20 protein-coding genes are annotated in these 24,827 nt (G+C 63.8%); 6 read left to right on the forward strand and 14 right to left on the reverse strand.

Going from position 1 to position 24,827, the window contains the following annotated elements; translation table 11 throughout:
• Positions 1–31: 31 nt before the first annotated feature.
• A complete protein-coding gene (locus WKC72_RS40650; protein ID WP_016880606.1) occupies positions 32–1,261 on the forward strand; it encodes an IS256 family transposase in 1,230 nt (409 codons plus the stop codon).
• Between the two features lie 335 nt (positions 1,262–1,596).
• Positions 1,597–1,734 carry a hypothetical protein gene (locus WKC72_RS40655; RefSeq protein ID WP_370184886.1) on the forward strand — a complete coding sequence of 46 codons (138 nt, stop codon included), beginning with the start codon at positions 1,597–1,599 and terminating at the stop codon, positions 1,732–1,734.
• A 1,019-nt stretch (positions 1,735–2,753) separates the two neighbouring features.
• Here the strand turns inward: WKC72_RS40655 and WKC72_RS40660 are convergent.
• Together WKC72_RS40660 and WKC72_RS40665 are read right to left on the reverse strand one after the other, a co-directional pair.
• Positions 2,754–3,734 carry an NADPH:quinone reductase gene (locus tag WKC72_RS40660; protein WP_370184888.1) on the reverse strand — a complete coding sequence of 327 codons (981 nt, stop codon included), beginning with the start codon at positions 3,732–3,734 and terminating at the stop codon, positions 2,754–2,756.
• Between the two features lie 64 nt (positions 3,735–3,798).
• Positions 3,799–4,332, reverse strand: coding sequence for a PadR family transcriptional regulator (locus tag WKC72_RS40665; protein ID WP_370184890.1), 534 nt, complete (start codon positions 4,330–4,332; stop codon positions 3,799–3,801).
• A 103-nt stretch (positions 4,333–4,435) separates the two neighbouring features.
• Between WKC72_RS40665 and WKC72_RS40670 the strand changes: the two genes are divergently transcribed.
• A complete protein-coding gene (locus tag WKC72_RS40670) occupies positions 4,436–5,905 on the forward strand; it encodes an MFS transporter (RefSeq protein ID WP_370184892.1) in 1,470 nt (489 codons plus the stop codon).
• Between the two features lie 43 nt (positions 5,906–5,948).
• Here WKC72_RS40670 and WKC72_RS40675 read toward each other — a convergent pair whose 3' ends face one another.
• The 3 genes from WKC72_RS40675 to WKC72_RS40685 all read right to left on the reverse strand — a co-directional run bounded on the left by WKC72_RS40675 (position 5,949) and on the right by WKC72_RS40685 (position 9,883).
• Positions 5,949–7,313 carry an NAD-dependent succinate-semialdehyde dehydrogenase gene (locus tag WKC72_RS40675; RefSeq protein WP_370184894.1) on the reverse strand — a complete coding sequence of 455 codons (1,365 nt, stop codon included), beginning with the start codon at positions 7,311–7,313 and terminating at the stop codon, positions 5,949–5,951.
• 65 nt (positions 7,314–7,378) lie between these two features.
• The gene (locus WKC72_RS40680) at positions 7,379–7,909 is read right to left on the reverse strand and encodes a flavin reductase family protein (protein ID WP_370184896.1); all 531 of its coding nucleotides are present in this window, start codon (positions 7,907–7,909) and stop codon (positions 7,379–7,381) included.
• A gap of 261 nt (positions 7,910–8,170) precedes the next feature.
• Positions 8,171–9,883: a sigma-54-dependent Fis family transcriptional regulator gene (locus tag WKC72_RS40685; protein ID WP_370184897.1), complete on the reverse strand. Its 1,713-nt coding sequence runs from the start codon at positions 9,881–9,883 to the stop codon at positions 8,171–8,173.
• A 142-nt stretch (positions 9,884–10,025) separates the two neighbouring features.
• Here WKC72_RS40685 and WKC72_RS40690 point away from each other — a divergent pair, with 142 nt between their 5' ends.
• The gene (locus WKC72_RS40690; RefSeq protein ID WP_370184899.1) at positions 10,026–10,274 is read left to right on the forward strand and encodes a LysR family transcriptional regulator; all 249 of its coding nucleotides are present in this window, start codon (positions 10,026–10,028) and stop codon (positions 10,272–10,274) included.
• A gap of 315 nt (positions 10,275–10,589) precedes the next feature.
• On the opposite strand, the gene WKC72_RS40695 is transcribed toward WKC72_RS40690, so the two are convergent.
• Positions 10,590–11,021, reverse strand: coding sequence for a VOC family protein (locus WKC72_RS40695; RefSeq protein WP_317570370.1), 432 nt, complete (start codon positions 11,019–11,021; stop codon positions 10,590–10,592).
• Entirely contained in the window at positions 11,008–11,466 is a 459-nt protein-coding gene (locus tag WKC72_RS40700) for a VOC family protein (RefSeq protein ID WP_370184901.1), read from the reverse strand. Before WKC72_RS40700 ends, WKC72_RS40695 begins: the two co-directional genes overlap by 14 nt.
• 136 nt (positions 11,467–11,602) lie before the next feature.
• Between WKC72_RS40700 and WKC72_RS40705 the strand changes: the two genes are divergently transcribed.
• A complete protein-coding gene (locus tag WKC72_RS40705; protein WP_370184903.1) occupies positions 11,603–12,769 on the forward strand; it encodes an LLM class flavin-dependent oxidoreductase in 1,167 nt (388 codons plus the stop codon).
• Between the two features lie 457 nt (positions 12,770–13,226).
• Here WKC72_RS40705 and WKC72_RS40710 read toward each other — a convergent pair whose 3' ends face one another.
• From WKC72_RS40710 to WKC72_RS40720, 3 genes are all read right to left on the reverse strand, one after another.
• Entirely contained in the window at positions 13,227–14,441 is a 1,215-nt protein-coding gene (locus WKC72_RS40710; protein ID WP_370184905.1) for a CaiB/BaiF CoA transferase family protein, read from the reverse strand.
• Positions 14,442–15,556: 1,115 nt separating this feature from the next.
• Positions 15,557–16,078, reverse strand: coding sequence for a cupin domain-containing protein (locus WKC72_RS40715; protein WP_317570366.1), 522 nt, complete (start codon positions 16,076–16,078; stop codon positions 15,557–15,559).
• Between the two features lie 372 nt (positions 16,079–16,450).
• On the reverse strand, positions 16,451–17,308 hold the full coding sequence (locus tag WKC72_RS40720; protein WP_370184908.1) for a mycofactocin-coupled SDR family oxidoreductase: 858 nt from the start codon (positions 17,306–17,308) through the stop codon (positions 16,451–16,453).
• A gap of 581 nt (positions 17,309–17,889) precedes the next feature.
• On the opposite strand from WKC72_RS40720, the gene WKC72_RS40725 reads away from it, so the two are divergent.
• A complete protein-coding gene (locus WKC72_RS40725) occupies positions 17,890–18,567 on the forward strand; it encodes a 3,4-dihydroxy-2-butanone-4-phosphate synthase (RefSeq protein ID WP_370184910.1) in 678 nt (225 codons plus the stop codon).
• Between the two features lie 342 nt (positions 18,568–18,909).
• Here WKC72_RS40725 and WKC72_RS40730 read toward each other — a convergent pair whose 3' ends face one another.
• The 4 genes from WKC72_RS40730 to WKC72_RS40745 all read right to left on the reverse strand — a co-directional run bounded on the left by WKC72_RS40730 (position 18,910) and on the right by WKC72_RS40745 (position 24,651).
• Positions 18,910–19,452: a VOC family protein gene (locus tag WKC72_RS40730; RefSeq protein WP_370184912.1), complete on the reverse strand. Its 543-nt coding sequence runs from the start codon at positions 19,450–19,452 to the stop codon at positions 18,910–18,912.
• 11 nt (positions 19,453–19,463) lie between these two features.
• On the reverse strand, positions 19,464–21,347 hold the full coding sequence (locus WKC72_RS40735; protein ID WP_370184914.1) for an FAD-dependent oxidoreductase: 1,884 nt from the start codon (positions 21,345–21,347) through the stop codon (positions 19,464–19,466).
• 112 nt (positions 21,348–21,459) lie between these two features.
• Entirely contained in the window at positions 21,460–22,392 is a 933-nt protein-coding gene (locus tag WKC72_RS40740) for a helix-turn-helix domain-containing protein (RefSeq protein WP_370184916.1), read from the reverse strand.
• 153 nt (positions 22,393–22,545) lie between these two features.
• Positions 22,546–24,651 carry a 3-hydroxyacyl-CoA dehydrogenase NAD-binding domain-containing protein gene (locus WKC72_RS40745; RefSeq protein ID WP_370184918.1) on the reverse strand — a complete coding sequence of 702 codons (2,106 nt, stop codon included), beginning with the start codon at positions 24,649–24,651 and terminating at the stop codon, positions 22,546–22,548.
• Positions 24,652–24,827: the final 176 nt, after the last annotated feature.

A 24,827-nucleotide genomic window follows, 5' to 3' on the forward strand; every position in this document is an offset into this window, starting at 1 on the left:
CCAAGCACGCATCGAAGAAAGAGGTCCACCGATGGCCCTGTCCCAGTCTGCCCTGTCCGAGCTACTCGACGCATTCCGTACCGGAGATGGAGTGAATCTGATCCGTGAATCGGTCCGGATGGTTATGCAAGAACTGATCGAAACCGAAGCGACCGAACAGATCGGCGCCGGCCGCTATGAACGCACCGAGGCCCGCACGACCGAACGCAACGGAGCCCGGTCCCGGCTGGTGGCCACCCAAGCCGGCGACGTCCAATTGCGGATCCCGAAACTGCGCAAGGGCTCGTTCTACCCCTCGATCCTCGAACCCCGCCGACGGATCGACCAGGCACTGTACGCGGTGGTGATGGAGGCCTACGTACACGGAGTTTCCACCCGCAGCGTGGACGACCTCGTAGCGGCTCTGGGAATCGATTCGGGAATTTCCAAGTCCGAGGTGTCGCGGATCTGCGCTGGCCTCGACGAGGTCGTCGGCGCATTTCGCACCCGCTCGCTCGACCACACCGCGTTTCCTTACGTCTACCTCGACGCGACCTACCTGCACGTACGCAACTCCTCTTCGCAGGTGACATCGATGGCGGTCGTGGTCGCCACGGGGATCACCGCCGAGGGTGCGCGTGAGGTCCTCGGCCTCGATGTCGGGGACAGTGAGGACGAGGTGTTCTGGCGCGGCTTCCTCGCTTCGCTGAAGAAACGCGGCCTGTCCGGTGTCCGACTGGTCATCAGCGATCAGCATGCCGGCCTGGTCGCGGCCTTGCGGCGCTCGTTCCAGGGCTCGGGGCACCAGCGGTGTCGAGTGCATTTCGCGCGAAACCTGTTGGCGCACGTCCCCAAGTCGCACTCCGACATGGTCGCCGCCGTGTTTCGCACGATCTTCGCCCAGCCCGATCCCGCCACCGCGGCCTCCACGTGGGACGAGGTCCGCGATCAGTTGGCCGGCCGGTTCCCCAAGATCGGTCCCTTGATGGACCAGGCGAAGGCGGAGGTCTTGGCGTTCAGCACGTTTCCGCGGGCACATTGGTCGAAGATCTGGTCGACCAATCCGTTGGAGCGGGTAAACAAGGAGATCAAGCGCAGAGCCCGTGTCGTGGGCATCTTCCCGAACGAGGCGGCCGTGATCCGACTCGTCGGTGCGGTCCTGGCCGACATGCACGATGAGTGGCAGTCCGGCGAGCGCCGCTACCTCTCCGAGGGGTCGATGGCGTTGCTGGATCCCAGCGGCGATACTGGGACCATCGCCGCGATCAACCGTGGCGAGTAGGCACCGAGGATTCGACCTCAAAGCCCACCACCCCACGGGGCTCTATCCGTCACCGGGATACAACTCGACGTCGCGGCCGCCGGCAAAGGATTCCAACGGCGCACACGGCGCATGGAGATCCGCAGCGACTCCGGCTCGGTGGCCTGGCGCACCATCCCCGAGATCCCGGCCACCAGCCACGCCCCACTGCGAGCTGCACTGTGATGAACACCGACAGCTGGACCGAACGATGGCCCGAACACCCGGTCATCAGGACATTCGACCGGGACTGTCGGGATAACGGTTGAACTGGATCTGGCCGACACGCCGAGTTCTCTTGGCGAGAAGGCAAGACGATGACCGAAACACTTGATCACATGGATCAGTCGAAGATTGACCACCAGAAGCTGGCCCAACAACTGTTGGCCCAGGCCAAAGCCGAGGGCGTCGAGCTGGTCGGACCGAACGGACTGGTTCTGACTGACTTTCCGTGACGGTGACGGTCCGCGTGTCGCTCCGCGGCGACGTCGAACGCGCCCGAGATGATCTTGCTGGTGCGCTCAGAACTACTGTGACCGGCTTGTCCTGCTTCCCACCTGACCCGAGTCGCGATCGACTCCATCGACGAAACAGCCGGCGGGATCCGAAACCAAGCGTCTCTGCTGGCACAATTGCTTCGTGCCCGGACTGTGAAGGCTTGTCGCGGCGGATTCACAGTCGGTACGACCGCACTCTCGCCGTCACGTCAGTCGGCTCTCATGCCCGTCCGTCGAGTACAGTCGACGGACTTTCGCCGAGCGGATTGATGTATTGAGCAGGTACTATTCCCGACACCGACCCACTGTGCCCAGTAGATCCTCGAACGGATCGAACTCGCGTGGGCCGCGCGAGCCGGTGCGCGGCTAGCGCTGTCGCTAGGAGTGCTCTCAACCGCTCCACGTTGCTGCGGCGCCGTTACACACATTTGAATGCAGTGACCGACACCAAGGACGAATATCTGAAACTGTTGTGATCCGGCAAACTCGTTAACTCAGCACTGACGCACACCACCGAACGCGTCGACCTCTACCCGGCCACCGCCGTCGTCACGGCACGATGAAGGGCGCGATCGGGATGCACTGCACCGCGAAGACCCTGCACAGCGAGGTCCTCGCCGTGTGGGTCGCCGACGATGACAGAGACGCTCGCTGCGTTCCAACCGACGCCCGTACCAACATAGCCATCTGTTGCGACGGAGAGTCTTGTTCACCTCGACACGCTCCTCTCTTTTCCGACGCGAACAAGACCGGCTTCTACTTCTCGATCGAGGTGAGGTGGGAAAGGGACAGCCATAATCGCGCGGGCTGGGCCACCGCCAATACCGTCCAACTCTGCAGACTTCCGTCCGTGCCGGTTGCGCTTGGCGCCGATCCTGGCGTCGACGCTGGCTGGAGTTTGTGTTGTGGTAGTGGTGGTTTCGACACTGATCCGTCCGGTCCGATCCCTTGGCTAGCCCGCAGTTCGTGTCATTCGTTCAGTCCGGTATAGCCAGCAGGATGCGGGCGCGGGTGCCGCGGTCGACGAGGTCGTGGGCGCGCGCGGCCTGATCAAGGGGGAGGGGCTCGTCGATCGCGATCGACAGGGCACCGCCCCCCGCTGCAGCGGTCAGGTCGGTGGCGGCCTGTTCTTTAGCCTCGGCCGGGAAATCGTCACTACCCAGCAAGCGAATGGTGATGTTGTCGAACAGCATCGGCCAGAACGGGAAGCTGGGTCGGTCCTCGCTGGTGCCATAGGCGGTGATCACGGTGTTGTTCTTCGCTACCGCGGCGTCGAGGTCGACGTTGTCGGAGAACGCGACCTCGACAATGCGATCGACCCCGCCCTGCGCACGATTGCGGATCTCGCGTGCGGGGTCGGGGCCATCCAGTGCGACGACCTGCTCGATTCCGCGGCGGTGGGCGGCCTGGGAATCGGCGCGTGTGCGCACGGTCCCGATGACGGTCGCTCCGCCCCAGGCGGCGAGTTGCGCCGCAAGGCTTCCGACGCCGCCGAGCACGCCGTGCACCAGGACTGTGCTGCCGCGGACCGGGCCGTCACCGAACACCGCGCGGTGGGCGGTGATGCCGGGGATACCCAGGCAGGCACCGACATCGTCACCGACGGTCTCGGGAAGGGCCACGGCCTGGCCGGCAGGGACAACCGTGAACTGGGCCGCTGTGCCGAACGCGCGGTAGGACTGCGCACCGAACACCCAGACCCGTTCGCCGATGCGGGCGGAATCGACACCCGCACCCACCTTGTCAACCACGCCGGCGCCGTCGCTGTGCGGGATGACCCGCGGGAAGGGCATCGACGACCCCAGCCAGCCTCGACGCTTCTTGGTGTCACCGGGATTGATCCCGGAACGAGTCACCCGCACCCGGACCTCACCGGCGCCGGGTTCGGGTGTCGGCAGGTTCGCGAATTGCAGCACCTGCTCGGCCGGGCCTTGCAGGTCGTACCAGACTGCCAGCACAGGGGGGCCTTTCTCTCGCCCGCCACAGGAGTGACGCGCACGCGATGATGTTGCGGCGGACGTTCTACTTGGGATCGATTTCCGGTTCGGCAAGGATTTCGTGCAGCCAGGCTCGCTCGGCGGTACTGGTCGCCCGGGCGACGCGGAGCATCCCGCGGCGGTAGGGGTCACCGACCTCCTCGGCGCGCAGTGGCCGGTCGCCGTCGTAGAAGAAGCTGGCCGGTTCCTCGAGGAACGCGAGGCGTCGCCGCAGCACCGCCGCCCGAGCGGCGGGGTCGGGCAACCGGGACAGGAAAGCCAGGATGGTCATGAACTTGGTGTTGTCGGTGATCTCGTGCTCGTTCGGTTGCCGCAAGCGTCGCAGCAGTTCGCTACGGCCGTCGTCGGTCAGGTGTAGCACCTGCCGTGGGGCCGCCGCGGAGCCCGGTTCGACCCGCTGTTCGAGAAGCCCTTGCCGCACCAGGCGTTTGATCGCCGGGTACAGGCTCCCGTCGCTGACCGGGCGGGTGTAACCGGACAACTGGGTGACGCGGCGGCGCAGCTCGTAACCGTGCAACGGACCGTCGGTGAGGAAACCCAGGATTGCCAACTCCAGCATGTCGCAACCGTACACCTCGAAACGCGATACCTCGATACGAGGTATCGTTTGTCCTGCGCTGTCTCGGCGCCTGACTCTTCGACACCCCGGAGTGCACATCCTCATGACGATCAATCCCGCTGCCCCCGACCCTCAGGGGCCGCCCACCGCAGGCAACGCGGCCACCGACCATCAACTCCCGCGGGCCTCGATCGTGGTCGCGGCCCTCTCGACCGTCGTCGAGTGGTACGACTTCACCCTCTTTTTGTTCATGGCCACGGTGCTCTCCCGGGTGTTCTTCGGCGACGGACCGGAATCGATCCTCACCACCCTCGCCGTCTTCGCGATCGCCTATGTGATGCGACCGGTTGGGGCGCTCGTGTTCGGATACTTCGGTGACAGACTCGGCCGACGCCCTGTCCTGCTCGCATCGATGACCGTGATGACCGCCGCGATGCTCGCGACCGCGCTGCTACCCACCCAGGCGCAGATCGGGCCCACCGCCGGGGTCCTGCTGCTGTTGTTGCGGTGCGTCATGGGGTTCTCCGTGGGCGGGGAGTACACCGGCGTGATGACCTACCTCGTCGAGGGTGCGGTTCCGGGCCGTCGGGGGTTGGTGGCGTCACTTGCCGCCGCGGCGAGCGAGATCGGCGGTCTGCTCGCCGCCGGGATTTCCGCACTGACCGTGTTCTTCGTCAGTGGTGACGCGCTGGAGGAGTGGGGCTGGCGCATCCCGTTCCTGGTCGGAGCCATGCTTGCGGCCGGCACCGTGGCCGCTCGGTCGGTCATGCAGGAGTCCCCGGCTTTCGAGCAGCTGCAGAAATCCGGGTCGGCGCCTTCGCGCCCGCTCAGTTCCATTCTGCGATCTCATCGGCCCGCGCTGTATCGAACGTTCGCGATCTCCGCGTTGGCCTCGGTGACCTATTACGTCGGCATCACGTACGTGCCCGTCTTTCTGTCCACCGTGAGCGGCTATGACGAACGGTGGTCACTCGGGCTGACGACGATCGCGTCGGTGGCCGTCGTCGTGGTCACCCCGATCGCCGGAGCACTGGCCGACCGCTTTGGGCGGCGACCGACACTGATCGTCCTCGGCGCACTCGCGGTTGCGTTGCCGCTGAGCATGTTCGGATTCATGGCCCACGGCTCGCTCGCTCTCGCGCTGACCGGCGCGGTGACCCTGGCCTGCATCGCCGGCGGCCTGAGCGCCGTCGGGGCCTCCGCCACTCCCGAACAACTCCCGGTCGCCGGCCGGTTGTCCGGTCTGGCCGTCGGCACCGTCGCAACCACCATCTTCGGTGGCCTCACCCCGTACGGCGCCCAAACCCTGGTCCAGGACAGCGGTTCGGCGATCCTCCCTGGAGCCATGGTCACCGCCGTCGCCCTCCTGGCTCTCCCCGTCCTGTGGCATATGCCCGAGACCGCGCCCAGAGCGCCCGCGAATGCCAGCGATCGCACATCGACTGACCGCGTCGGCGGTGACAACGCCCCCCGAACTACACCTACTGCAATCGACCCCACCCACACCCACATCCATCAGCGTCCAACGGCTGGGAATAACGGTGCGCCATGCGCACATCGCACAGATCGGTAGGGCGGCCCGGAAAATCCGGGGGTGCTGATGGTTTTGTCGTTGGTCAGTGAATGCGGATGAGCTTCTTGTTGGCGAATTCGTCAAGACCGAAGCGCCCGAGTTCGCGGCCGAATCCCGAGTTCTTGACGCCGCCGAATGGCATCTCGGGAGAACTGCGGATGAGCATGTTAAGTCCGACCATTCCGACGTCGAGACGGTCGGCGGTGTCCACTGCCTCATTTTGGTCGGTGGTAAAGACGGCACTCCCAAGACCGAAGGGGGAGTTGTTCGCTAGGACGATTGCGGCGTCGGTGTTCTCGACGCGGTAGAGGACGGCGACGGGTCCGAAGATTTCCTCGTGGTACGCGCGCATTTCGGGTGTGACGCCGGAAAGCACGGTAGCCGGGTAGTAGGCGCCGGAGCCGGAGGGGATCTCGCCTCCGAGATGGAGGGCAGCGCCCTTGTCGATTGCGTCGGCTACCTGGGCGGCGACTTCGTCTCGTGCAGCGACGGAGGCGAGGGGACCGAGGCGGGTTTCGTCGGCTCTAGGGTCACCGATTGACCATGTGGCGGCCTCCTTAAGGAACCGGGAAACGAATTCGCTCCATACAGGTTCGGTGATGATTGCGCGTTTCGACGATGTGCATACCTGGCCAGCGTTCCAGAACCGGCCGTTCGCGGCTGCGGGGGCCGCACGATCGAGGTCTGCTTCGGGCAGCACGAGGAGGGGGTCGGACCCGCCGAGTTCGAGCACGCACTTCTTCAGGTTCTGGCCCGCGAGTGCGCCGACGGCTCGTCCTGCTCGCTCAGAGCCAGTGAGCGAGATTCCCTGGAGGAGGGGGCTGGCGATCATCGTTGCGACCTGCTCGTGCGTCGCGAAGAGGTTGCGGTACACATTGGTTGGGGCGCCGGATTGGGTGGCGATTGCCTCGATGGCGAGAGCGGCCTGGGGACAGTTCGGTGCGTGCTTGAGCAAGATGGTGTTGCCTAGAAGTAGATTCGGGGCCACAAAACGTGCGACCTGATAGAAGGGGAAATTCCACGGCATGATGCCGAGTAGCGGCCCGATCGCTTCGGTTTTGACCAGGGCTCGACCGGTTCCTGAGATATCGAGTACTTCGTCCTCGAGTAGCGAGGGCCATACGGTTGCGTAGTACTCGTAGATCGATGCCGCGAGTTCGACTTCGGCCCGTGCTTGAGTGATGGGCTTACCCATTTCGAGTGTGGCAGTCGCGGCGAGTTCTTCGATGTTGGCCCGATGCAGCTCGGCCATGCGGCGGAGTACCTCTGCCCGGTCGGCTGGCGCCGTCCGTGACCATTCTCGGTACGCTCTCGCTGAGGATGTGAGGGCATCCGTTGTCTCTGCAGCGGTCAGGGTGGGAAACTTCTGGACGACACCACCGGTGGTGGGGTCGATGGTTGCATACATCTAAGGGTCCTCTGGTTGGGAGATGACTGGCCAGCGAGAAAGCCGGCTTCACGTGCGAGAGGTGTTCACCACTGGTGGGCGTGAAGTCGGAGCTCCTCATCACGCGTTAGTGCGATCTGGCGGAATTTGCTGGCATGAAAGATCAGCGGAGGTGTGTCAGGTGCTGTGTCGATCCCGTGGACCTCGAGAAGAGCGATGGTGTGGTCACCGGCCTCAACTTCGTCGTATAGGGAAACCTCCATCCAGGCGCTGGAGCGTCGAATGAAGATGCTGTCGTGTTCACTGGCATCCCACTCCACACCGGCAAACCGATCACCTTCCTTGCTCGCGAGTTGGCGGCACGCGACGTCGTGCCACTGCGACAGGATGCTGAGGCCCAGGCGGTGCCGTCCGCGCAGCAGCGGCCACGTCGTCGACGTCTTCTGAATACACACCGAAACCAGGGGTGGATCCACGGACACGGAGGTGAACGAGCTTGCCGCCATGCCGACTGGTACCTGGTCGATTCGCGCGCAAAGGGCTGCTACTCCCGAGGGGAATGCGCCGAATGCTTTGCGCAACTGCTTCGTTCCCGACTTTTGCTGGATGCGGACCATCTTCTTCCTTCCTGATTCTCAGGTGCCGAGCGCGCTCACGCGACGCCGGCGGCTCCAGCCGCGCAGGGCAGCTCACGGTAAAGGAGCTGCGCCGTACTGAACTTGAAGTCCGCTATCCTCGGTGCCACCCTTTGTGCTTGCCTAACCCGGTCAATTTCGCACGCGGTTGGGTTGTTTGGATGTCTCGATATGGCACAGTCGCAAGCGATGCGGCCGTTGTCGGGCCCCACATCTTCGCGCCGTACCGTGAGGCGTGCCGGTTCAGCGAATGCAGTACTCACGCATCTTCCGATAGAGCGAAGATCGCGAGATACCTAGTGCGGTAGCCGTCGCCGCTTTGTTTCCGGCGTGTTCGCGTAGCGCAGCCGCGATCGCGTCGTACTCGGCGCTCTGCATGGTGGTGAGGTGCCCGCGTATCAGTTCGTTGCGCCAGAGGATCGGTAAATCGGATGCGACGATCGTGGGTCGCCCTTGCCGTGCCATCCAGCGGCGGAAGGCCTCAAGCTGACGGTGGTTACCAGGCCAGGGATGGCGCTGGATCATCTGGATCACCTCGCGTGAGAGAGCCGGCATTCCTAATCCTTGGTCGACGAGGCGTGCGAGGGCGTCGTCGGTGCGTTTGCGGAGCGGTGGCACTTCAAAGATGTGGGGCGGAAACTGGTCGAGGATGACACGCGGAAGCGCTCCACCCTGGTGGGCCGTCGCGGAGAGCGTTGCCGCAATCTGCAAGTTTGCGTCGGTGCCGCGATCAGCGCGGTCGAGTATCGCGGCGAGCGCACGACAGGTGCTCTGATCGAGGCCGTCGAGGTGCGCAAACACGACCAGCTCTTCGGAGTGCTCGACGAGGGCACGAGCCTGGCAGAGCCAGCCCTCTCGACCGATTTCTTCCACTGTCACACAGTCGATTTCTCGATATCCGCGGTCGGAGTCGTTGGCCGCTGCGCGTAACGCTGTGCGCTTGCCGACGCCGTCTTCCCCTACTACTAGTAGGCGGTCGGTGTTGTTCGCGATTGCACGCAAGTCCGACAATAGGCGAGGCCATGGCCGCTCCCGGGGCAACGGCACGCGTGCGCCGTCGCGAGCGCGTTTCGCTGACACGCCGGCACCCTCGACGCTGGGGGTCTGTTCGGCGACAACCACAACCCCGACCAGGTTCCCGCCTCTGTGCACGGGACGGCACACAGTGACAAGGGTGCCGGGCGCGATCTCGACGCCGATGATGTCGTGGGGAGCGTCCTGGATTCGCTGCCAGAGTGCCGAATGGTCGAGGTCCATTGCGGTGGCGATTGCGTTTGCAATGACGACATCGGCACTGAGAGCGACGACCGAGCTACGAGTACGCCGTCGCTCCGCGAGGAAGTGTCGCAGCATCTGACGCTCGTGCATCGTGCTCTCGCCGTAGAGCTCGTCCTGGATGTCGCGCGCCAACCGCAGGAGGGTGGGTGCCATCAACGGACTTGCGTCCTCGACGAGGCTTGTGACGCTGAGAACGCCGGTCACCCGGTTTGTCACGGGGTGGCGGATGGGGGAACCCGCACACGTGAAGTCACGTAGAGCCTCACTGAAGTGCTCGACGCCGTTGATGGTGACAGCCCGTGCAGTCTCGAGCGCGGTACCGATCCCATTGGTGCCGACGACGTCCTCCGACATACGAGTACCGATAAAGACGTTGCGACGATCGAGCCTCTTCTTCAGTCGACCGTCGTCATCCCACCGCCACAGCAGTGTTCCATCCGGTGCACTGAGCAGCAGGCTGGTATTGGCGCCGACCAGGGCTTCAGCGGTGGAGGTCAGGACTGGAATCGCAGTTCGGGTGATGCGCCTGTCGAGACTCACGTCGCCTTCCACGCTGCGAACATGGTCCGGGTCGACACCGCTGAGTTTGGAACGGCGCCACGACTCGAGTATCTCGTTTCTCACCATGCACGAGCCCGGGTCCTTCTCAGCGGGGCGGTCACAATACGCGTCGATCACCGTTCTCGCACCTCCTGCTGTGCTCGCCCACACATTGTAAGGTGTGTCGCTTCACACAATCACGATCCGCATTCGCGGTCCAATTCCAATTCGATACGTATTGATATGTGCTTCGTAATAATCATGGGATAGAAGTACGTGAATGGAGGCCGTCGTTGCGGTGGCCGAGGAGATGCACTTCGGGCGTGCCGCCGAGCGCCTGCACCTCGCCCAGCCGTCGTTGAGTAACCGGATCCGCGGATTGGAAACGGAGATCGGCCTGCGCTGTTCGAGCGGAGTACTCGCAGAGGCCTGCTCACTGATGCTTGGCCTTCGACTCCAACCCTCTGCGCGGCGGGCCTCGACGAAGTTGAGTACGCCCGGCGGGTCGCAAGCGCCATCGCCCGGGTGAGGAAGGCTATGTGCGGATCGGCTTCCCGGGGCGTCGAGTCAAAGAGTGCTGCCCATTTTTGCCGCGGCGGTTTCGTACTGCGTACCGGGGGATCGAATTCGCAGTCGAACGCAGACCTACGCGTCTACACGGCGCTCGAGCAGGTTGCCGTCGGTGTAGCCGACCTTGCGCTCGTACGGTTGCCGGTCCGAGATCTGGAGCCCTGTTCGCGGGTCGTCGATAATTGGTCTGTGCACTGCCCGGAACATCCTCGGCACCGGGCCCGACTCCGACCCGCGACGACGGAGTTTGAGATCCTAGTGGCGGCCCGGTCCGTCAGGACCTGTGGAACAACTCCAGCTGGATGTTGTCCGGATCGCGAAAGACGATTACGGAGTAAGGGCGCGCACTGTCCTTATCGATCACACCGGAGTGCAGAACACCTAGCTCACTCAGCCATGCTGCCCAGCTGTCGAGGTCACGGCGCTCGGGAACACCCCACGCGATGTGATCGAGCCCGACCCGCCGCTCGTCAAAGTTGCCTGCGATGACAGCTTCGTGATGGTGCAGCCCGATGAGGAAGCCAGTGCGTGGATCGGTCAACAACACCGCGTAGCCGCCCTCCTCGTCGTCATGGTGGGGAGCGACTCTGGTGAGTCGCTCGAGCCCGAAGACTCGGCAGTACCAGTCAGCAGATGCCTCCACGTCGGAGACGGTCGGAGAGAAGTGGTGAACTCCGGTTGTGGGGGGCGAGTCAGAGTGCGGCATATGCGATCACCCGATTTCCCCATGGGTCGCTACCGACGACGCGCCGCTCGTGCGGACCGTCGGTCGGCAGTTGGATCACATGACCACCGGCTGCGATCAGCCGATCGACGAAAGAGTCGATATCGTCAACCTTGAACGCCGCCGCGGCGATCCCGGCAATGTCCTCGGTGTCTGCGGCGAGCGCAAGAGTGACCGGTCCAGCGTCGAGGGCCGCATAGCGGTTGCCATCGACGAACCGCGTCGGAACTCCCAACACGGCAGTGTAGAACGAGACGGCCGCGGGCACGTCGTCGACGGGGTGAACGACCTGGCGCAGCCTTGCCGGCGAGACCTGCGCCTCGGACTGGTTGGTGTGTGAAACCTGATCGGGTATCGGGGGAGAGGCAATGCTCTCGGGTACGGGCTGTGTAGTCATGGCCGCATTAAACCCGTCTTCGGTCCGCATGACTGTTCACTCTTGGGACACTGGAGAGCGTCCCAAAGTCGCACAACCACCCCGACCACGTCCGTGTGAAAGTCCACACCAAGCGGCATCAACAGGGGCCGCTGCAACTCGCACCTCATACACGAAGGACTGGTCAATGACTCTCAAGTTTGGAACCTTCATGGCTCCCTTTCACTGCCCGGTCGGTCAGGACCCAACCGCGGCATACGAAAGGGATCTCCAAGTCATCCAGCATATGGACCGGCTCGGCTTCGATGAAGCGTGGGTCGGGGAGCACCACTCCGCCGGCCATGAGCTGATCCCTGATCCGATGTCCTTCCTCGCATGGGTCGCACCGCAGACCAAGCACATCAAGCTCGGTACGGGTGTGCTCTCTCTGCCCTACCACAACCCGCTCTGGGTCGCCGACCGTGCGCTCTTCCTCGACCGGTTGCTCCGCGGCCGGTTCATGCTCGGTCTGGGTCCAGGCGCCCTACCGACCGACGCCACCATGATTGGAATCAGCCTGGAAGAGCAGCGGACGGCGTTCGAAGAAGATGTCGATGTCCTCATGCGCATCCTGCGCGGTGAGAAGGTCACCGCCAAGACCAACCGATACAACCTGGTCGATGCCCATACTCAATACTCGCCGTACAGCGACTTCGAGATTGCGATCACGGCAATCGCATCCCCGACCGGACCGCGCACGGCGGCAAAGAATGGTATCCACCTGATGTCGGTCGGTGCCACTGCCAAAGGCGGCTTCGACGCTCTCGGCCTTCACTGGGACGTCATGGAAGAACGTAGCACCCAGTTCGGTCACTCCCCGGACCGCAGCAAGTGGCGTCTATGTGGTCCGATGCACCTGGCAGAGACCAAAGAGCAGGCTATCGAGGACGTCCGCCACGGCCTCGATGCATGGTGCGACTACACCCAGGACGTCCTTGCTGCACCCCACTTCCGTGCTGCCGGAAAAACGTTCGAAGAGCGAGTCGAATGGGTCAACGAAAGCGGGCTAGGAATCATCGGCACCGTTGACGACGCAATCGCGCAGATCGAGCGGCTGCAGAACCAATCAGGCGGCTTCGGTTCCTACTTGCTGATCCACCACGAATGGGCACGCCACGAAGCCACGTTGAGGAGCTACGAGCTATTCGCTGATTTCGTCAAACCCCGATTCCAGGGCAGCGTCGACCGCCTCCTTCAGGCCAAGGACTACGCGGTCTCCCGCTGGAGCGAGCTCGACCGACGTCAGGCTGACGCGATCGCCCAGGCCACCGAGCGGCACGCGCAGGAGCGTGCGACCGCAACCGCAGTTAGCTGAAATTTCACCAGGACAGGGGACGACTGGTCGGGTTCGCGATCCGACCAGTACGGCCCATCCCGCGGCGGACGAGGCTCACCGTCTCCAGTGGTGATTACCGGTGCTCGGGGACGACACCCCTGTCCTCGGATCGGTGGACACGCCGCATGAGTTTCGACGGCACGTAGCAAGTCCGCGGCGGTAAGCCCGAAGTGGTGGACGCATCTCTGCCGTGTGCCCGCAAGCGGCACGTGGAACGCGCCCCCGCTGGCCGATATTCGGCTGTCACTCACCGAACACGGCAACACCATCCGCGCGATGTTCGTCCCGTACCCCCGGGCGCGACGGAACTCCTCGATCCGTTTCTCGTGCCGGTAGGCGGGGGCACGAAAATTCCGCGGTCGGCGCACAGCGGGCGAAGTTCCATCGTGAGCGACGACTCTCGTGTTCTTGCGCAAGTCTCACGCGATCGGCCGCGCTATCGGGGCGAGGTGGGATGGAACGCCTCGGCCTGAAGTGCGATGCCGGCGGCGATGAGTTCATCGACGACGTCGGCATCGAGCCCCGATTCGCTGAGCAGAGTGTGCGTATGCTGGCCGAGCGCCGGGACGTCACCCATAGGTGCTTCGATGTCGGCGAACGTCGCGGGTGGCAGGAGGGCTTCAACCGTTGCGTTTTCGATCCGGATAGTGCGCCACCGATCCCGCGCCTGCAGTTGCGGATGATCGGCGACTTGCTCGAGTCGCTTGATCTGTGCTGCTGGAATGCCAGCGGTGGAGAGTTTGGTGTCAAGTTCGTCGGTGCGCCAGCTGGCCGTCTGAGCAGCAACGAGGGCGTCGCACTCGGCGCGGTTCCGCACCCGCTGAACATTGGTGACGAACCGTGGGTCGTCGGCCAACTGCGGGATACCAAGGACCTCAGTCACCAGCGTGCGCCAACCGCGATCGCTCTGGATACCTATCAACATCTCGCCGTCACGCGTAGGAAAAACATCATAGGGCGCGATCGAACTGTGGCTCAGCCCCATTCGAGGAGGTTGGGTTCCGGTATGCAGTTGGGTATACAAGGAATGGCCCATCCACTCGACGGTCGCCTCCAGCATCGAGACCTCGATCGTCGCGCCTTCTCCGGTACGCCATCGACGCAATAGAGCCGCTATGACGGCCTGCGAGGCGGTGACACCAGATGCGATGTCCGCCGTCGGGATCCCCGTCTTCACCGGAGTCTCAGGTGTGCCGGTAATCGAGATCAAACCGGCCTCGGCCTGAATAAGCAGGTCGTACGCCTTACGCAGTTCCATCGGCCCGCCGGTCCCGTACCCGGACAGATTTACCACGACCAATTCCGGGTGGTCCACCCGTAGCTCATGTGCTCCGAGTCCGAGTCGCTCGACAGCCCCAGGAGCGAGGTTCTGTACGAAGACGTCGGCACCGTCGATAAGGTGCCGGACAACTGAGCGCCCGGCGGGGCTCTTGACATCGACTGCGATTGATTCTTTCCCTCGGTTAAGCCACACGAAGTGTGCACCGGTGCCGTGGACGACATGGTCGTAGCCACGGGCGAGGTCACCGCCGTCGACGCGTTCGACCTTAATCACCCGAGCGCCGAGATCTGCGAGGTTGCGCGTGGCCAGCGGCGCAGCCACTGCCTGTTCAAGGGCGATGACGGTGATTCCGTCGAGAGGAAGACTCATGACACGAACTCAACGTTAATAATGTGCATGACATAACTATCGCGCGGAGAGCGAGATCAGTCCAATACCTAATATGATGGTGTGGCATATCGAATTTGAAATAATGGATCGCGGTATGACCGCTGAACAGTTCGAATCAATCCGAACGATTATGGAGTATAGTGACTGAAGGGCGCGAATCCGCAGACGAGGCCGATCATGAATATTCCGAGCGATTACGGCAATCGCTTTGGGATTTGTCGGCTGGATAATGGGACGCGCGCTGCTGTGGGTGATTGTCCGGCCTCTCGTGTCGTACGGGCGGACCAGGTGAGGTCGAACGCCACCGTCGCTGAGGTCCATCGGAGGGCGTTGGACAGCCGCGTACACCGCGATCACCTGTACACGGTCCGCGCCGTATGGCCGTGGATCCCCGTGATCGCTCACTATTGCGTCGCGGATTTGAAAACTGTTGTCACAGTGCGGCCGCCCGGTGGTCGATATTATCGACCGGGCGGGGCCTCGCAAAGTTGAGAATTTCTTTATCGTTACCTTGCGTCGCCGCAATCCGCCTGTCCGATTTATTCCTGCCGATGTTAACCTCGCTCCGAGTGCTTTTCGCAAGCTTGAGAAGTGCATTAATCTTGGGTGTCCCCAGCGTATCCGGTCAGCGATCGGTGAGAATATGCACTCGTTAATCTGAATATCTCGTTTTCGGCGAATCGCGATTCGGCGATGACCTGCCAAAGTCGCTCGACGAACCGGTACCGTGACATTCCGAAGTGCACGAAAATTTCTTCCTCTGAAGCGCCCCCGTACGGTGCCCACCTCCGGGCGAACTCGATGACGTGCTCCGCCTCGGTATCAGGATGGTGGCGCTTGCGGTCCGCTTCGATCCCGGCAGTGCGGCGTCTCTGACGTAGTAGGCGATATTCACGCGAGTTCATAAGTATCCGTGCCTCGAAAGTATAGAGGGCCCAAACATTTTCGCTCTGCCGGTCAGGGTTGCAAGTCAAACGCCGGTCTGTAGCGACGGGAGGGTGATCGCTGACTCGGCGGCTTCTCAATCGCCGAGTCAGCGATCACGACAGGGGTAGAAAGCGAAAACGATGCCACCCCGAGGTTTACATCAATCTCTACGCGCTGGGCAGGGCGCGCTCGGTCATCAGGCCGTCGTAGTGCTTGAGGTGTTCTGCTGCGCCGTTTGCCTTGCACAACGTGTACAGCATGTGAGAGTCGAGCCAGGACGACACATGACCGTCATCCCCGAAGTACATGGAGATGCCACGCACGACGACAAACATCGTGACGTCATCTTCGATGTCTGGCTCGTGGATGATGCCGGCGGGCTCATAGAAGTAGGAGCCCGGCTTCATATCACCACCGTCGTACGTCCAGTGACCGCTGAGGTTGTAGACGTCGACGCCGCCGGCGTGGAGATGCATCTGAATCCTGATCCCAGGGGGGAACCGCACGATCCCAGTCCAGCCCCCGTTAGCGGGGTCGAGGCTCAAGAGCAGGAATTCACCGGCATCGGCACCGGGAAAGGGCGTCCATTTCATTTCATTGGTGTCGACCAACACGGAGCCAGGCAAGGTACCAGCCGGAATTCCCAGTGCCTTGTACTCCGAAACTCGTTCGTTCGCATTGCTTGCCATGTTCTTCTCCTATTGTGTTCGGGTTCTCGGTGTTCTCTGGGTGCCCGCGAAGGGAAATGAGTGCACCCAAGCTTGTTTTCGATGTGGCCGGTAAACGGGCCGTGTCCGCCGCGCTCGAGAATGCCGGACGGTCGATGAACTGTTGTCGCTCGTCAGATTGGACGCGGCGTAACTGGCACACACGGTTATGTTTGTCGAACCCGCCGAGCGGGCCTGCGTCCGTCGATGCCTACTTCAGGCATCCGAGATTCGGAACATTCGCCGGAAGAGCTGGGGCGAGCGTTCTTCGCGCGAGTGAGGTGACTGTTGCGGACGGTGCCAGCGCACTATGGTTCGAGGCAGTCGAGGATGTCAGAGGTGCCCGCGGCAGATTTACGCTTGGAGGTGGGGAATTTTGAAGGCCGAGCTGTTGCCGGCATCCACGACGTGTGTGGCCCCTGTGACATATCTGGATTCCTCGGAGGCGAGATAGAGGACCGCATTGCTGACGTCCGCGGGTTCGAGCCACGGAACAGGAAGGGCATTGATAGCCTTCATGTTCTGCTCTGCGTCAGCACGCGTTACATCGAGATTCCCGCCCATAAACAAGGAATAGACCGCCTGGTTGTTCACCATGGGCGTATCTACAGTCGTCGTATGCACCGAGTTGCATCGAATCTGATGTGGCGCCAACTCGATCGCCAAGGTGCGCATCAGCCCCGTCACGCCGTGCTTCGCGGAAGCGTAGTGCACCCCGTTCGGTAGACCGATGAGTCCAGCGCCGGCGCTCGTCAGGATGATCGATCCCCCGGATCCCTGCTCGAGCATGTGGGGGATCACGGCTCGGGTCGTCTTCCACGTGCCGGTGAGGTTGACGTCGATCATGGTCTGCCACGTCTGCTCATCGAGTTCCCACGCGGGTCCGAAGCCGAAGATTCCGGCGTTGGCGACGAGCACGTCGATCTTGCCGAACGTGGCTACCCCCTCTGCCGCGATTTCTTCGAGCGCAGCAAGATTCCGAATATCGCAGACTTTGGTCAAGATGCGACCACCGGCGGCTTCGACCTGCTTCACCGTTAATGCTAGATCGTCCTCACTGGCTCCGGCGTACGGAACAGACTTGATGTCGTCGCAGATATCGATTGCGATGATATCGGCGCCCTCCTGAGCTAGGCGAATCGCGTGACTTCGCCCCTGCCCACGCGCGGCCCCCGTGATCAGGGCTACTTTCCCACCAACTCGACCTGTCATCTCATATCCCCTTGCTGTTAGGAGCGGGTGCTCCCCGTGACGAGAATCACGATAGGAACAGGCGTCGGTCGTTGGAAGGGGCTCATCGCAAAGTGTCTCAACTTGGTACAACTGGTTACAGCGCGCATGACAACGCAAACCTGCTGGTCGGTGTTTCCTGCCGGGAGAAGCGCGTTCCGATAGCCGACGGCAGACCGAACGGCCGGCCCTAGCGCCAACATCCAGAGAGCGTGGCTGGCCTGTTCGCCAAATCGTGATCGATGCCCGCAGTAGGGGCCCGCCGTGGCTGCATCGCGCGGGCGCACACTGTTCGTTGCCAGGAAACACCCCAACCGGCAGGGCGTTTGCGGACACTGCGCCTCGGTGGCCCAGAATGAAACAGTCCTGGCACGATCACGGCCTTAGCCTCGCTGTACAACAGAGGAGGCGCACAAGTCGGGCACTGATAACTCGGGTTACGAAGTTATGCGCGCCAGACGCGTCGGTCGCGAAGGTCTTACGTGCGCTCCGTTCGCTGCTTGTTCAAGTGCCGACAGCTGCCAACCATGCCCTCTGTCCTCACATCTGTACAGGAGCCCAACATGATTCTGAGCAACGCCGATATCAAACCCTCTGCGGAAGCCGACACGGTTGATCGGGCTCTCTGTGCCCTTGCCGGCGAGGAATGTGTGGTGCTCATCGATGATCTCTCTCCGACTGGCGCAGCCACAATCGTCGCTGCGGCACGCACAATCACCACCACCCGAATGGCGACGCTCATACGACTCGGCTCGGGCTTCGTCGAAATCGGCGTCGACTACGGGATCGCCCGCCGACTGCAGATCCCCATCATGGCGGGCATCGATCTCAACGACACGCCGACCGTGCAAGGGGAATTTTCCGGAGTTGGAGTCGATGCGACCACCGGGGTTTCGACGGGTATCTCGGCTGCTGATCGGGCACGCACCGCACGCGTGATTGCGTCACCGAACAGCACGTCAGCGGATCTGCGCCGACCAGGGCATTTATTGCCTGTCCTGATCAGTGACCTCGCGGGCCGTCAACCTGAATCACTCAGAACTGGTGCTCTCGCCCTCACTCGTGAAGCGACGAATGTCCCCGCTGCCGTGCACTGTGAGCTGACTTCACCCTCCCGGGACACGGAAATGGCGACGATGCACGAGGCCTTTCAGATCGCGCGGCGGAATCGGATTCCTGCCGTCACGCTGTCCAGCATCCACGTGCTTGTCGGCAAGTCGTGGGGTCTCAACTCCGATTGATCTCTCAACCGTCGATCGATAGCTTCAGGCGCCCGAGGCAACGCGCCGACCCCCACACCCGCAAGCGCAGAGTGAGATCTGTGCGCTGCTGCCTAGCATCGGGTACCCGATGCGGGCACCGGGAGCGCATATCGATTGCAGGTCTGCTCGATTAGGCTGCATCGGAATACGATCCAGACGAGCAACACGGCGACCGTCCCGGCACCGTGTTCGTACCGGCACCCCACTGCTGTCGGAGTCATGACTGCCTTGGACGACCGTAATGACTTGTCACCGCGGTGGCGCACCGGCTGCAGACGGGCGCAGCGCACCACCACCGACATGCAAATCAGTCGGGGAGTATCACGAATCCTGCCGTCGACTGTCCGTGGACTCGGTGACCGGCGGCCGCCAGCGTCGTAGTTCGGTGTCGGCTTCGTAGGCCTGCGGGGAGGGGTACGTCACCAGCTCGACCGTGCTTCCCCAGGGAGTTCTGGCGTACAGGTATCGGTTTCCGGGCCCGGCGTCGCCGCCGGGCAAGTCACCCGGGGCGCTGAGCAACGTTCCGCCGGCCTTCTCGAGTCTTGTGGCGGCGGCGTCGATGTCGTCGACGTAGACGCAGAAGTGCTGGATGCCGAAATCGCTCGGCAGCACGGGCTCTCGCTGTTTCGTCCCGGAGTAGACGAACAATTCGAGGTTCGGGCCGTTGCCCAACCGCAGCATGCGGATCGACTCGATCGCGGTTCCCGGTGGAACACCGAGACCGGATTCGATGCCGGGACCGGACAGCGGGGCATCGATCATGTCGTAGATCTTCTCGGCGCCGAACGCGTCGGCGAAGAAGGTGGTCGCTTGTTCGAGGTCCGGCACGGTGATGCCGATGTGTTCGATCGCTCGGACGGTCATCTTGTTCCCCCTCAGATTCGTGCGGCTGTCCAGAAACCGGACTGGGTGGCCTCGTACAGGCGGCCGCCGCGGAAGCGGGTGCCGATGGTTTGCACACGATCGTCGTCGACGGCAGCGGACAACACTGTGGACGGGACCCGTGGGGTGGCCCAGACGACGGTGCCGGTGTCGGGGGCGGACGCATCGAGTCGGATCTCGACTCCGCGCTCGGTGAGCAGGCCGGTGAGGTGCTCTCGCTCCATGTCGTTGGTGTCGATGCCGACGACGTCTTTCGGGGAGAGCAGGGTCGTACGCTTACCCTGCTCGGCGAGCCACAAGGCGGCGAACATGGCCGTCTCGGTCTCGCCGAAGACGGTGACCGCATCTGCCTCCGGTGCGCGCCGCTCGGTGAGCATGGCGACCGCGTCGAGGCCATCGTGGTTGGGGACGGTGCCGGTTGCCAGCAGCACCGAGTCCCACGCATCGAGGTCGAGAGTATCGGCGTCGGTTTTCAGGTGCAGGGTCACGTCCGACCGGTCGAGCTCGGTCTCGTAGAAGGCCATAAGGTTCTCGATCTCGGCGCGGAACGCACCTGGCGCGGCCCAGGCGTGAAGCTGCCCGCCGATGCGGTCGGCGCGGTCGATCAGTTCGACGTGGTGACCCCGGGCGGCGGCGAGCAGGGCGGCCTCGCAGCCTGAGGGGCCGGCTCCGACGATGAGCACCCGTCGTCGCACCGCCGCGGGCCGTCGGGCCTCTGCTGCGCGTCGTTCCTGGCCGAGAGCGGGGTTGATCACGCATTGAGTACGTTTGCCGTTGAACATCCAGCGTGAGATGCATTCATTGACGGCCAGGCAGCGTCGCACCCGATCGGGTTCGCCCCGGCGGGTTTTCGCCACCGTCTCGGGGTCGGCGAGTTGTGCGCGACCCAGTGCCACGAAGTCGAGTTCTCCGTCGCCGACGGCCTTGTGCATGTCGTCGAGCAGCCAGGTCAGGCGACCGACGCCGATCACCGGCACGGACACCCGCCTCTTGACCGCCTTCGCGTACCCGACGAGGGATCCCGGGGCGATCATCGGCAGCAGGGTCGCGGCCGTGTCGTAGTTGCCCGCACTGACGTCGAGTGCGTCGACAAGCGGGTCGAGCATCTCGCAGAACGCGAGGCCGTCGTCGAGGCTGAGGCCACCTTCGTAGGGTTCCTCGGCGCTGAGGCGGTACAGCAACGGGACGTTCGGTCCGATCTCCGCGCGGACGGCTTTGACGACCTCCAGCGCGAACCGGGCCCGGTTCTCGAGAGAGCCACCCCAGTCATCGGTGCGGCGGTTGGTGAACGGGGACAGGAACTGTCCCAGCAGGTAGCCGTGGGCGCCGTGCAGTTCGACGGCGTCGAATCCGGCGGCGACGGCGCGGCGGGCGCCCTGCGCGTAGCGGTCGATGAGGCCGGGTATCTCGTGTTCCTCGATGGCCCGCGGCGGCGTCCCGAATGCGCTGGTGATTCCTGCGGTCGGGGCGAGGGGTGGTTCGTTGCGCTCGGTGTTGCCCTGCGAGTTCTGGCGGCCGGTGTGATGGAGCTGGACGGCGATCTTGGCGCCCTCGTTGTGGACGGCCTCGACCAGGTCCGACAGGCCGGCGCGGAACCGGTCGTGATCGATGCGGATCGGGTGGCCGACGGTGCGGCCGACTTCCCAGTCGATGGACGTGTTCTCGATGATGATCAGTCCGACACCACCGCGTGCACGTGCGCGGTGATATTCGATCAGTCGTTCGTCGACCTCGCCGAAGGTGCTCGCGAACTGGGTGAAGATCGGGGCTTGGACGAACCGGTTGCGCAGTGTCATCTTTCCGATTCGGCCGGGCTGGAAGAGTGGGCCGTCCTGCGGCGCGCGCACGCCGGTGGGATCGGGTGTCGTGATCGTCATGATGGTGCCTGCCTTTGCGTCGTTGAAATGAGGCGCTGATCACAGGTTGGCATGCACCCGGGGGGCGAGTCTTGGCGTGGTGAGCACGAAACTTCACCGGAAGCGCACACCCCTACGCGGCAGCGAACTGCCGCCGCGCCTCGCGCGGTGCCACACCGAATCGGGTGCGGTACGCGCGGCTGAATGACGAGGGACTGTCGAAGCCGCTCCGGATCGCGATCTCGGCCACCGCCAACTCCGGCCCGGGACCGAGCAGCAGGTGCTGGGCGCGTTCGAGACGGCGGCGGCGCAGGTATTCCCGGGCGGTCTCGCCGGTGCCCTGAAAGAGCATGTGCAGATAGCGCACCGAGACCGCGTTCGCCCGCGCGACCGTGTCCAGCGTCAAATCCGGGTCGCCGAGGTTGCGGTCGAGGAAGTCCTTGATCTGCAACAACAGGACTTCCCGGGAGTCACTGGCGCCGCCGCGAGTGCGCGCGAGGGCGGAATGCAGCAGCTCGAGCGCCATCCGGCCTGCGGTGTGCGCGGCATCCCGATCGAGGGCACTCTGCCGCATGGACACATCGAGCCATCCGGTCAGCAGTCGCAGGGTCGCCGAATTCTCGATCGTGCGCACGAACACGGAGTCGAGGTCGGGGATCCCGGCCAGCGACGCGCGTGGGATGAACATCGTGCTCTTGACGAGCGTTGCGGCACTGAAGCACTCGACGGGACGCACGCCGTCCCACAGCGCAGCAGTGCCTGCCCGCACCTCGGTTGTCCTGCCTTGCTGGGTCAGGATTTCGGTCCCGCTGTGCACCATCAGGACCGCGGCATACTCACCCTGCGTGTTTCGTATCTCGGGAGCACGGCGACGTCCACTCATGCGCCCGACGCGGCAGCCGACCACCCACGGTTCACCGAGATCGACACGGGTGGTGGTGGGCGCCACTGCGGGATCGAACTCCAGGTTCCACGGCAGATGGCTCGTCTTGAACGGGTTACCCGGTGCGTCATCGACGAAGGTGCGAGTGGCCGAGGGGTTGTCGTGTGCTGATGTGTCGCGCATGTGTTCATCACTGTTCGCCAGAGAGCCTGTTGGTGTGAACCACATCATATCGTAGGTCAACTATGGCGCCCACCACGGTGGCTGGTCCGTGGGCGACCCAGCGGAACGAGTTCCGCCCTTCCATCGAAGGACGGAACCCGTTGCAGCCGAAGACTAGAAGCTGGTGCGACCGGCGTCGACGAGTTGTGTGAGTAGTGGTGCCGGCGTCCACGTTCGACCGTGTAGGTTCTCGAAGTCGCGGATCTTCTGCAGGGTGACGTCCAGGCCGAGGGCTTCGGCGTAGTACATCGGCCCGCCGCGGAAGGCTGGGAATCCGTAGCCGTCGACGTAGACGACGTCGATGTCGGAGGCGCGTTGGGTGATTCCTTCACCGAGCAGTGTGGCGCCTTCGTTGACGAGGGCCAGGACGCAGCGGTCGATGATTTCCTCGTCGGTGATCGTGCGGCATTCGATGCCGTCTTCGGCGGCGCAGGTGCGGATTATCTCGTCGACGGCGGGGTCCGGAACCGGTGTGCGGCTGCCCTTCTCATACCGGTAGTAGCCTGCACCAGCCTTCTGCCCGAACCGTCCGTTCTCGCAGAGGGTGTCGGCGACCCGCGAATACCGGACGTCTTTCGGACGGGTCGGGGCCAGTCGCTTGCGCGCAGCCCAGGCGATGTCGAGGCCGGCCAGGTCCGACATCGCGCACGGACCCATCGCCATACCGAAGGCCTGCAGCGCGGCGTCGATCTGCTGCGGAGTCGCACCCTCTTCCAGGAGGAATTCGGCTTCGCGCCGGTAGGGGGTGAGCATGCGGTTGCCGATGAAACCCTCACAGACTTTCGACAGCACCGGGATCTTCCCGATCTGCTGGGCGAGAGCCAGGCCGGTGGCGACGACGTCGTCGGCGGTGGCTTCCCCGCGGACAACCTCGACGAGTTTCATGATGTTGGCGGGGCTGAAGAAGTGCAGACCGATCACATCGGACGGACGGCTGGTGGCACGGGCGATCTCGTCGAGGTCCAGTCGGGACGTGTTCGACGCGAGGATCGCACCCGGCTTGCAGAGGGTGTCGAGTTTGCTGAACACCTCCTTCTTCACGCCCATATCCTCGAAGACTGCTTCGACGACGAGGTCGGCCTCGGCGGCGGCGTCGAGATCGAGGTTCGGTTCGATCAACGCGATGCGGTCTCGTGCCTGCGTCTCGGTGAGTCTGCCTTTGGCGGTGGATGATTCGTAGGTCTTGCGCACCAGGGCTGTTCCCCGGGTCAGGGCGTCCTGATTCTGCTCGATCAACGTGACCGGGAGTCCGCCGTTCGCGAACGCCATGGCGATCCCGCTGCCCATGGTGCCGGCGCCGACGACCGCCACCCGGGAGATCGGCCGCGCGGACACGGGGGGAACGCCGGAGAGTCTGGGGGCGGTCTTCTCCGCGAAGAACACGTGCCGCAGGGCCGCGGATTCCGGACCCCGGAGCAGGCCGAGGAAGGCGGCCCGCTCGAAGGCGAGCCCGGCGGCGGTAGGAAGCCGGGTGGCGGTCTCGACGGCGTCGATCGCGGTGAGCTGGGCCAGACCGTTGCGGGTGCTGGGCCGCACCGTCCGGCGGGCGGCGTCGAAGTCGACACCTGCCGCGTCGGCCGGCGGCAGGCTGTCGACCACCGGTCCCGAGACGCTGGTGTCGACCTGGGTGCGGAGGAAATCGAGGGCGGCGCCGAGCGGATCGCCGTCGAAGCAGTCGTCGGCAATACCGAGTTCGGACGCCCGGGCGCCGGACACCGGCGTGCCCTGCTGGATCAGCCGCAGCGCGGCCGCGGCACCGATCAGCCGGGGCAGGCGCTGAGTCCCGCCGGACCCGGGGATCAGTCCCACGTTCACCTCGGGCAGGCCGAGTTTCGCGTCCCGGTGCGTGATGCGGTAGTGGCAGGCGAGAGCGAGCTCGAGTCCACCACCGAGGGCGAAACCGTGGAGGGCTGCGATCACCGGTTTCGGTGAGTGAGTAATGGTGGTGAGGACGTCCGGCAGGGTGGGGTCGGCGGTCGCTGCGGGGGTGCCGAATTGGCGCAGGTCGGCGCCACCGCAGAACCCCTTGCCCTCACCGACGACGATGACAGCACCAACGTGGTCGTCGGCAGCGGCACGGGCGACGGCGGAGGCGAGTCCGGCGCGGACGGTGTCCCCGAGGCCGTTGACGGGTGGGTTGGCGAGGCGGAGGACGGCGACGCCGTCGCGTACCCCGTACCGCACTGTCGGTGATGGCTGGTGTTGCTGGGACGTGCTCATGGACCCTTTTCCTCGGATGCTGATTGCGGGTGTCGCGGTCTTCTCCGTTGTCGCCTCTCCATCGTGTCCGATTCTGCGGCGCCGTGGTGTTCCGATTTGGAACAACCGGACGCCCCCTGGTTGACCGATCCTGGAAGTACACACCACACGCCGCATCCGGCGTCCCGAAGTTCGCC

The organism is Rhodococcus wratislaviensis (assembly GCF_041228765.1).
Taxonomy (GTDB): Bacteria; Actinomycetota; Actinomycetes; order Mycobacteriales; family Mycobacteriaceae; genus Rhodococcus_F; species Rhodococcus_F wratislaviensis.

Coding starts and splice junctions, on each gene's coding strand:
- WKC72_RS40650 (WP_016880606.1), top strand. CDS start 32: ATGGCCCTGTCCCAGTCTGCCCTGTCCGAGCTACTCGACGCATTCCGT.
- WKC72_RS40655 (WP_370184886.1), top strand. CDS start 1,597: ATGACCGAAACACTTGATCACATGGATCAGTCGAAGATTGACCACCAG.
- WKC72_RS40665 (WP_370184890.1), bottom strand. CDS start 4,332: ATGCTGGAGTTGGCAATCCTGGGTTTCCTCACCGACGGTCCGTTGCAC.
- WKC72_RS40670 (WP_370184892.1), top strand. CDS start 4,436: ATGACGATCAATCCCGCTGCCCCCGACCCTCAGGGGCCGCCCACCGCA.
- WKC72_RS40675 (WP_370184894.1), bottom strand. CDS start 7,313: ATGTATGCAACCATCGACCCCACCACCGGTGGTGTCGTCCAGAAGTTT.
- WKC72_RS40680 (WP_370184896.1), bottom strand. CDS start 7,909: ATGGTCCGCATCCAGCAAAAGTCGGGAACGAAGCAGTTGCGCAAAGCA.
- WKC72_RS40690 (WP_370184899.1), top strand. CDS start 10,026: ATGGAGGCCGTCGTTGCGGTGGCCGAGGAGATGCACTTCGGGCGTGCC.
- WKC72_RS40695 (WP_317570370.1), bottom strand. CDS start 11,021: ATGCCGCACTCTGACTCGCCCCCCACAACCGGAGTTCACCACTTCTCT.
- WKC72_RS40700 (WP_370184901.1), bottom strand. CDS start 11,466: ATGCGGACCGAAGACGGGTTTAATGCGGCCATGACTACACAGCCCGTA.
- WKC72_RS40705 (WP_370184903.1), top strand. CDS start 11,603: ATGACTCTCAAGTTTGGAACCTTCATGGCTCCCTTTCACTGCCCGGTC.
- WKC72_RS40710 (WP_370184905.1), bottom strand. CDS start 14,441: ATGAGTCTTCCTCTCGACGGAATCACCGTCATCGCCCTTGAACAGGCA.
- WKC72_RS40715 (WP_317570366.1), bottom strand. CDS start 16,078: ATGGCAAGCAATGCGAACGAACGAGTTTCGGAGTACAAGGCACTGGGA.
- WKC72_RS40720 (WP_370184908.1), bottom strand. CDS start 17,308: ATGACAGGTCGAGTTGGTGGGAAAGTAGCCCTGATCACGGGGGCCGCG.
- WKC72_RS40725 (WP_370184910.1), top strand. CDS start 17,890: ATGATTCTGAGCAACGCCGATATCAAACCCTCTGCGGAAGCCGACACG.
- WKC72_RS40730 (WP_370184912.1), bottom strand. CDS start 19,452: ATGACCGTCCGAGCGATCGAACACATCGGCATCACCGTGCCGGACCTC.
- WKC72_RS40735 (WP_370184914.1), bottom strand. CDS start 21,347: ATGACGATCACGACACCCGATCCCACCGGCGTGCGCGCGCCGCAGGAC.
- WKC72_RS40740 (WP_370184916.1), bottom strand. CDS start 22,392: ATGCGCGACACATCAGCACACGACAACCCCTCGGCCACTCGCACCTTC.
- WKC72_RS40745 (WP_370184918.1), bottom strand. CDS start 24,651: ATGAGCACGTCCCAGCAACACCAGCCATCACCGACAGTGCGGTACGGG.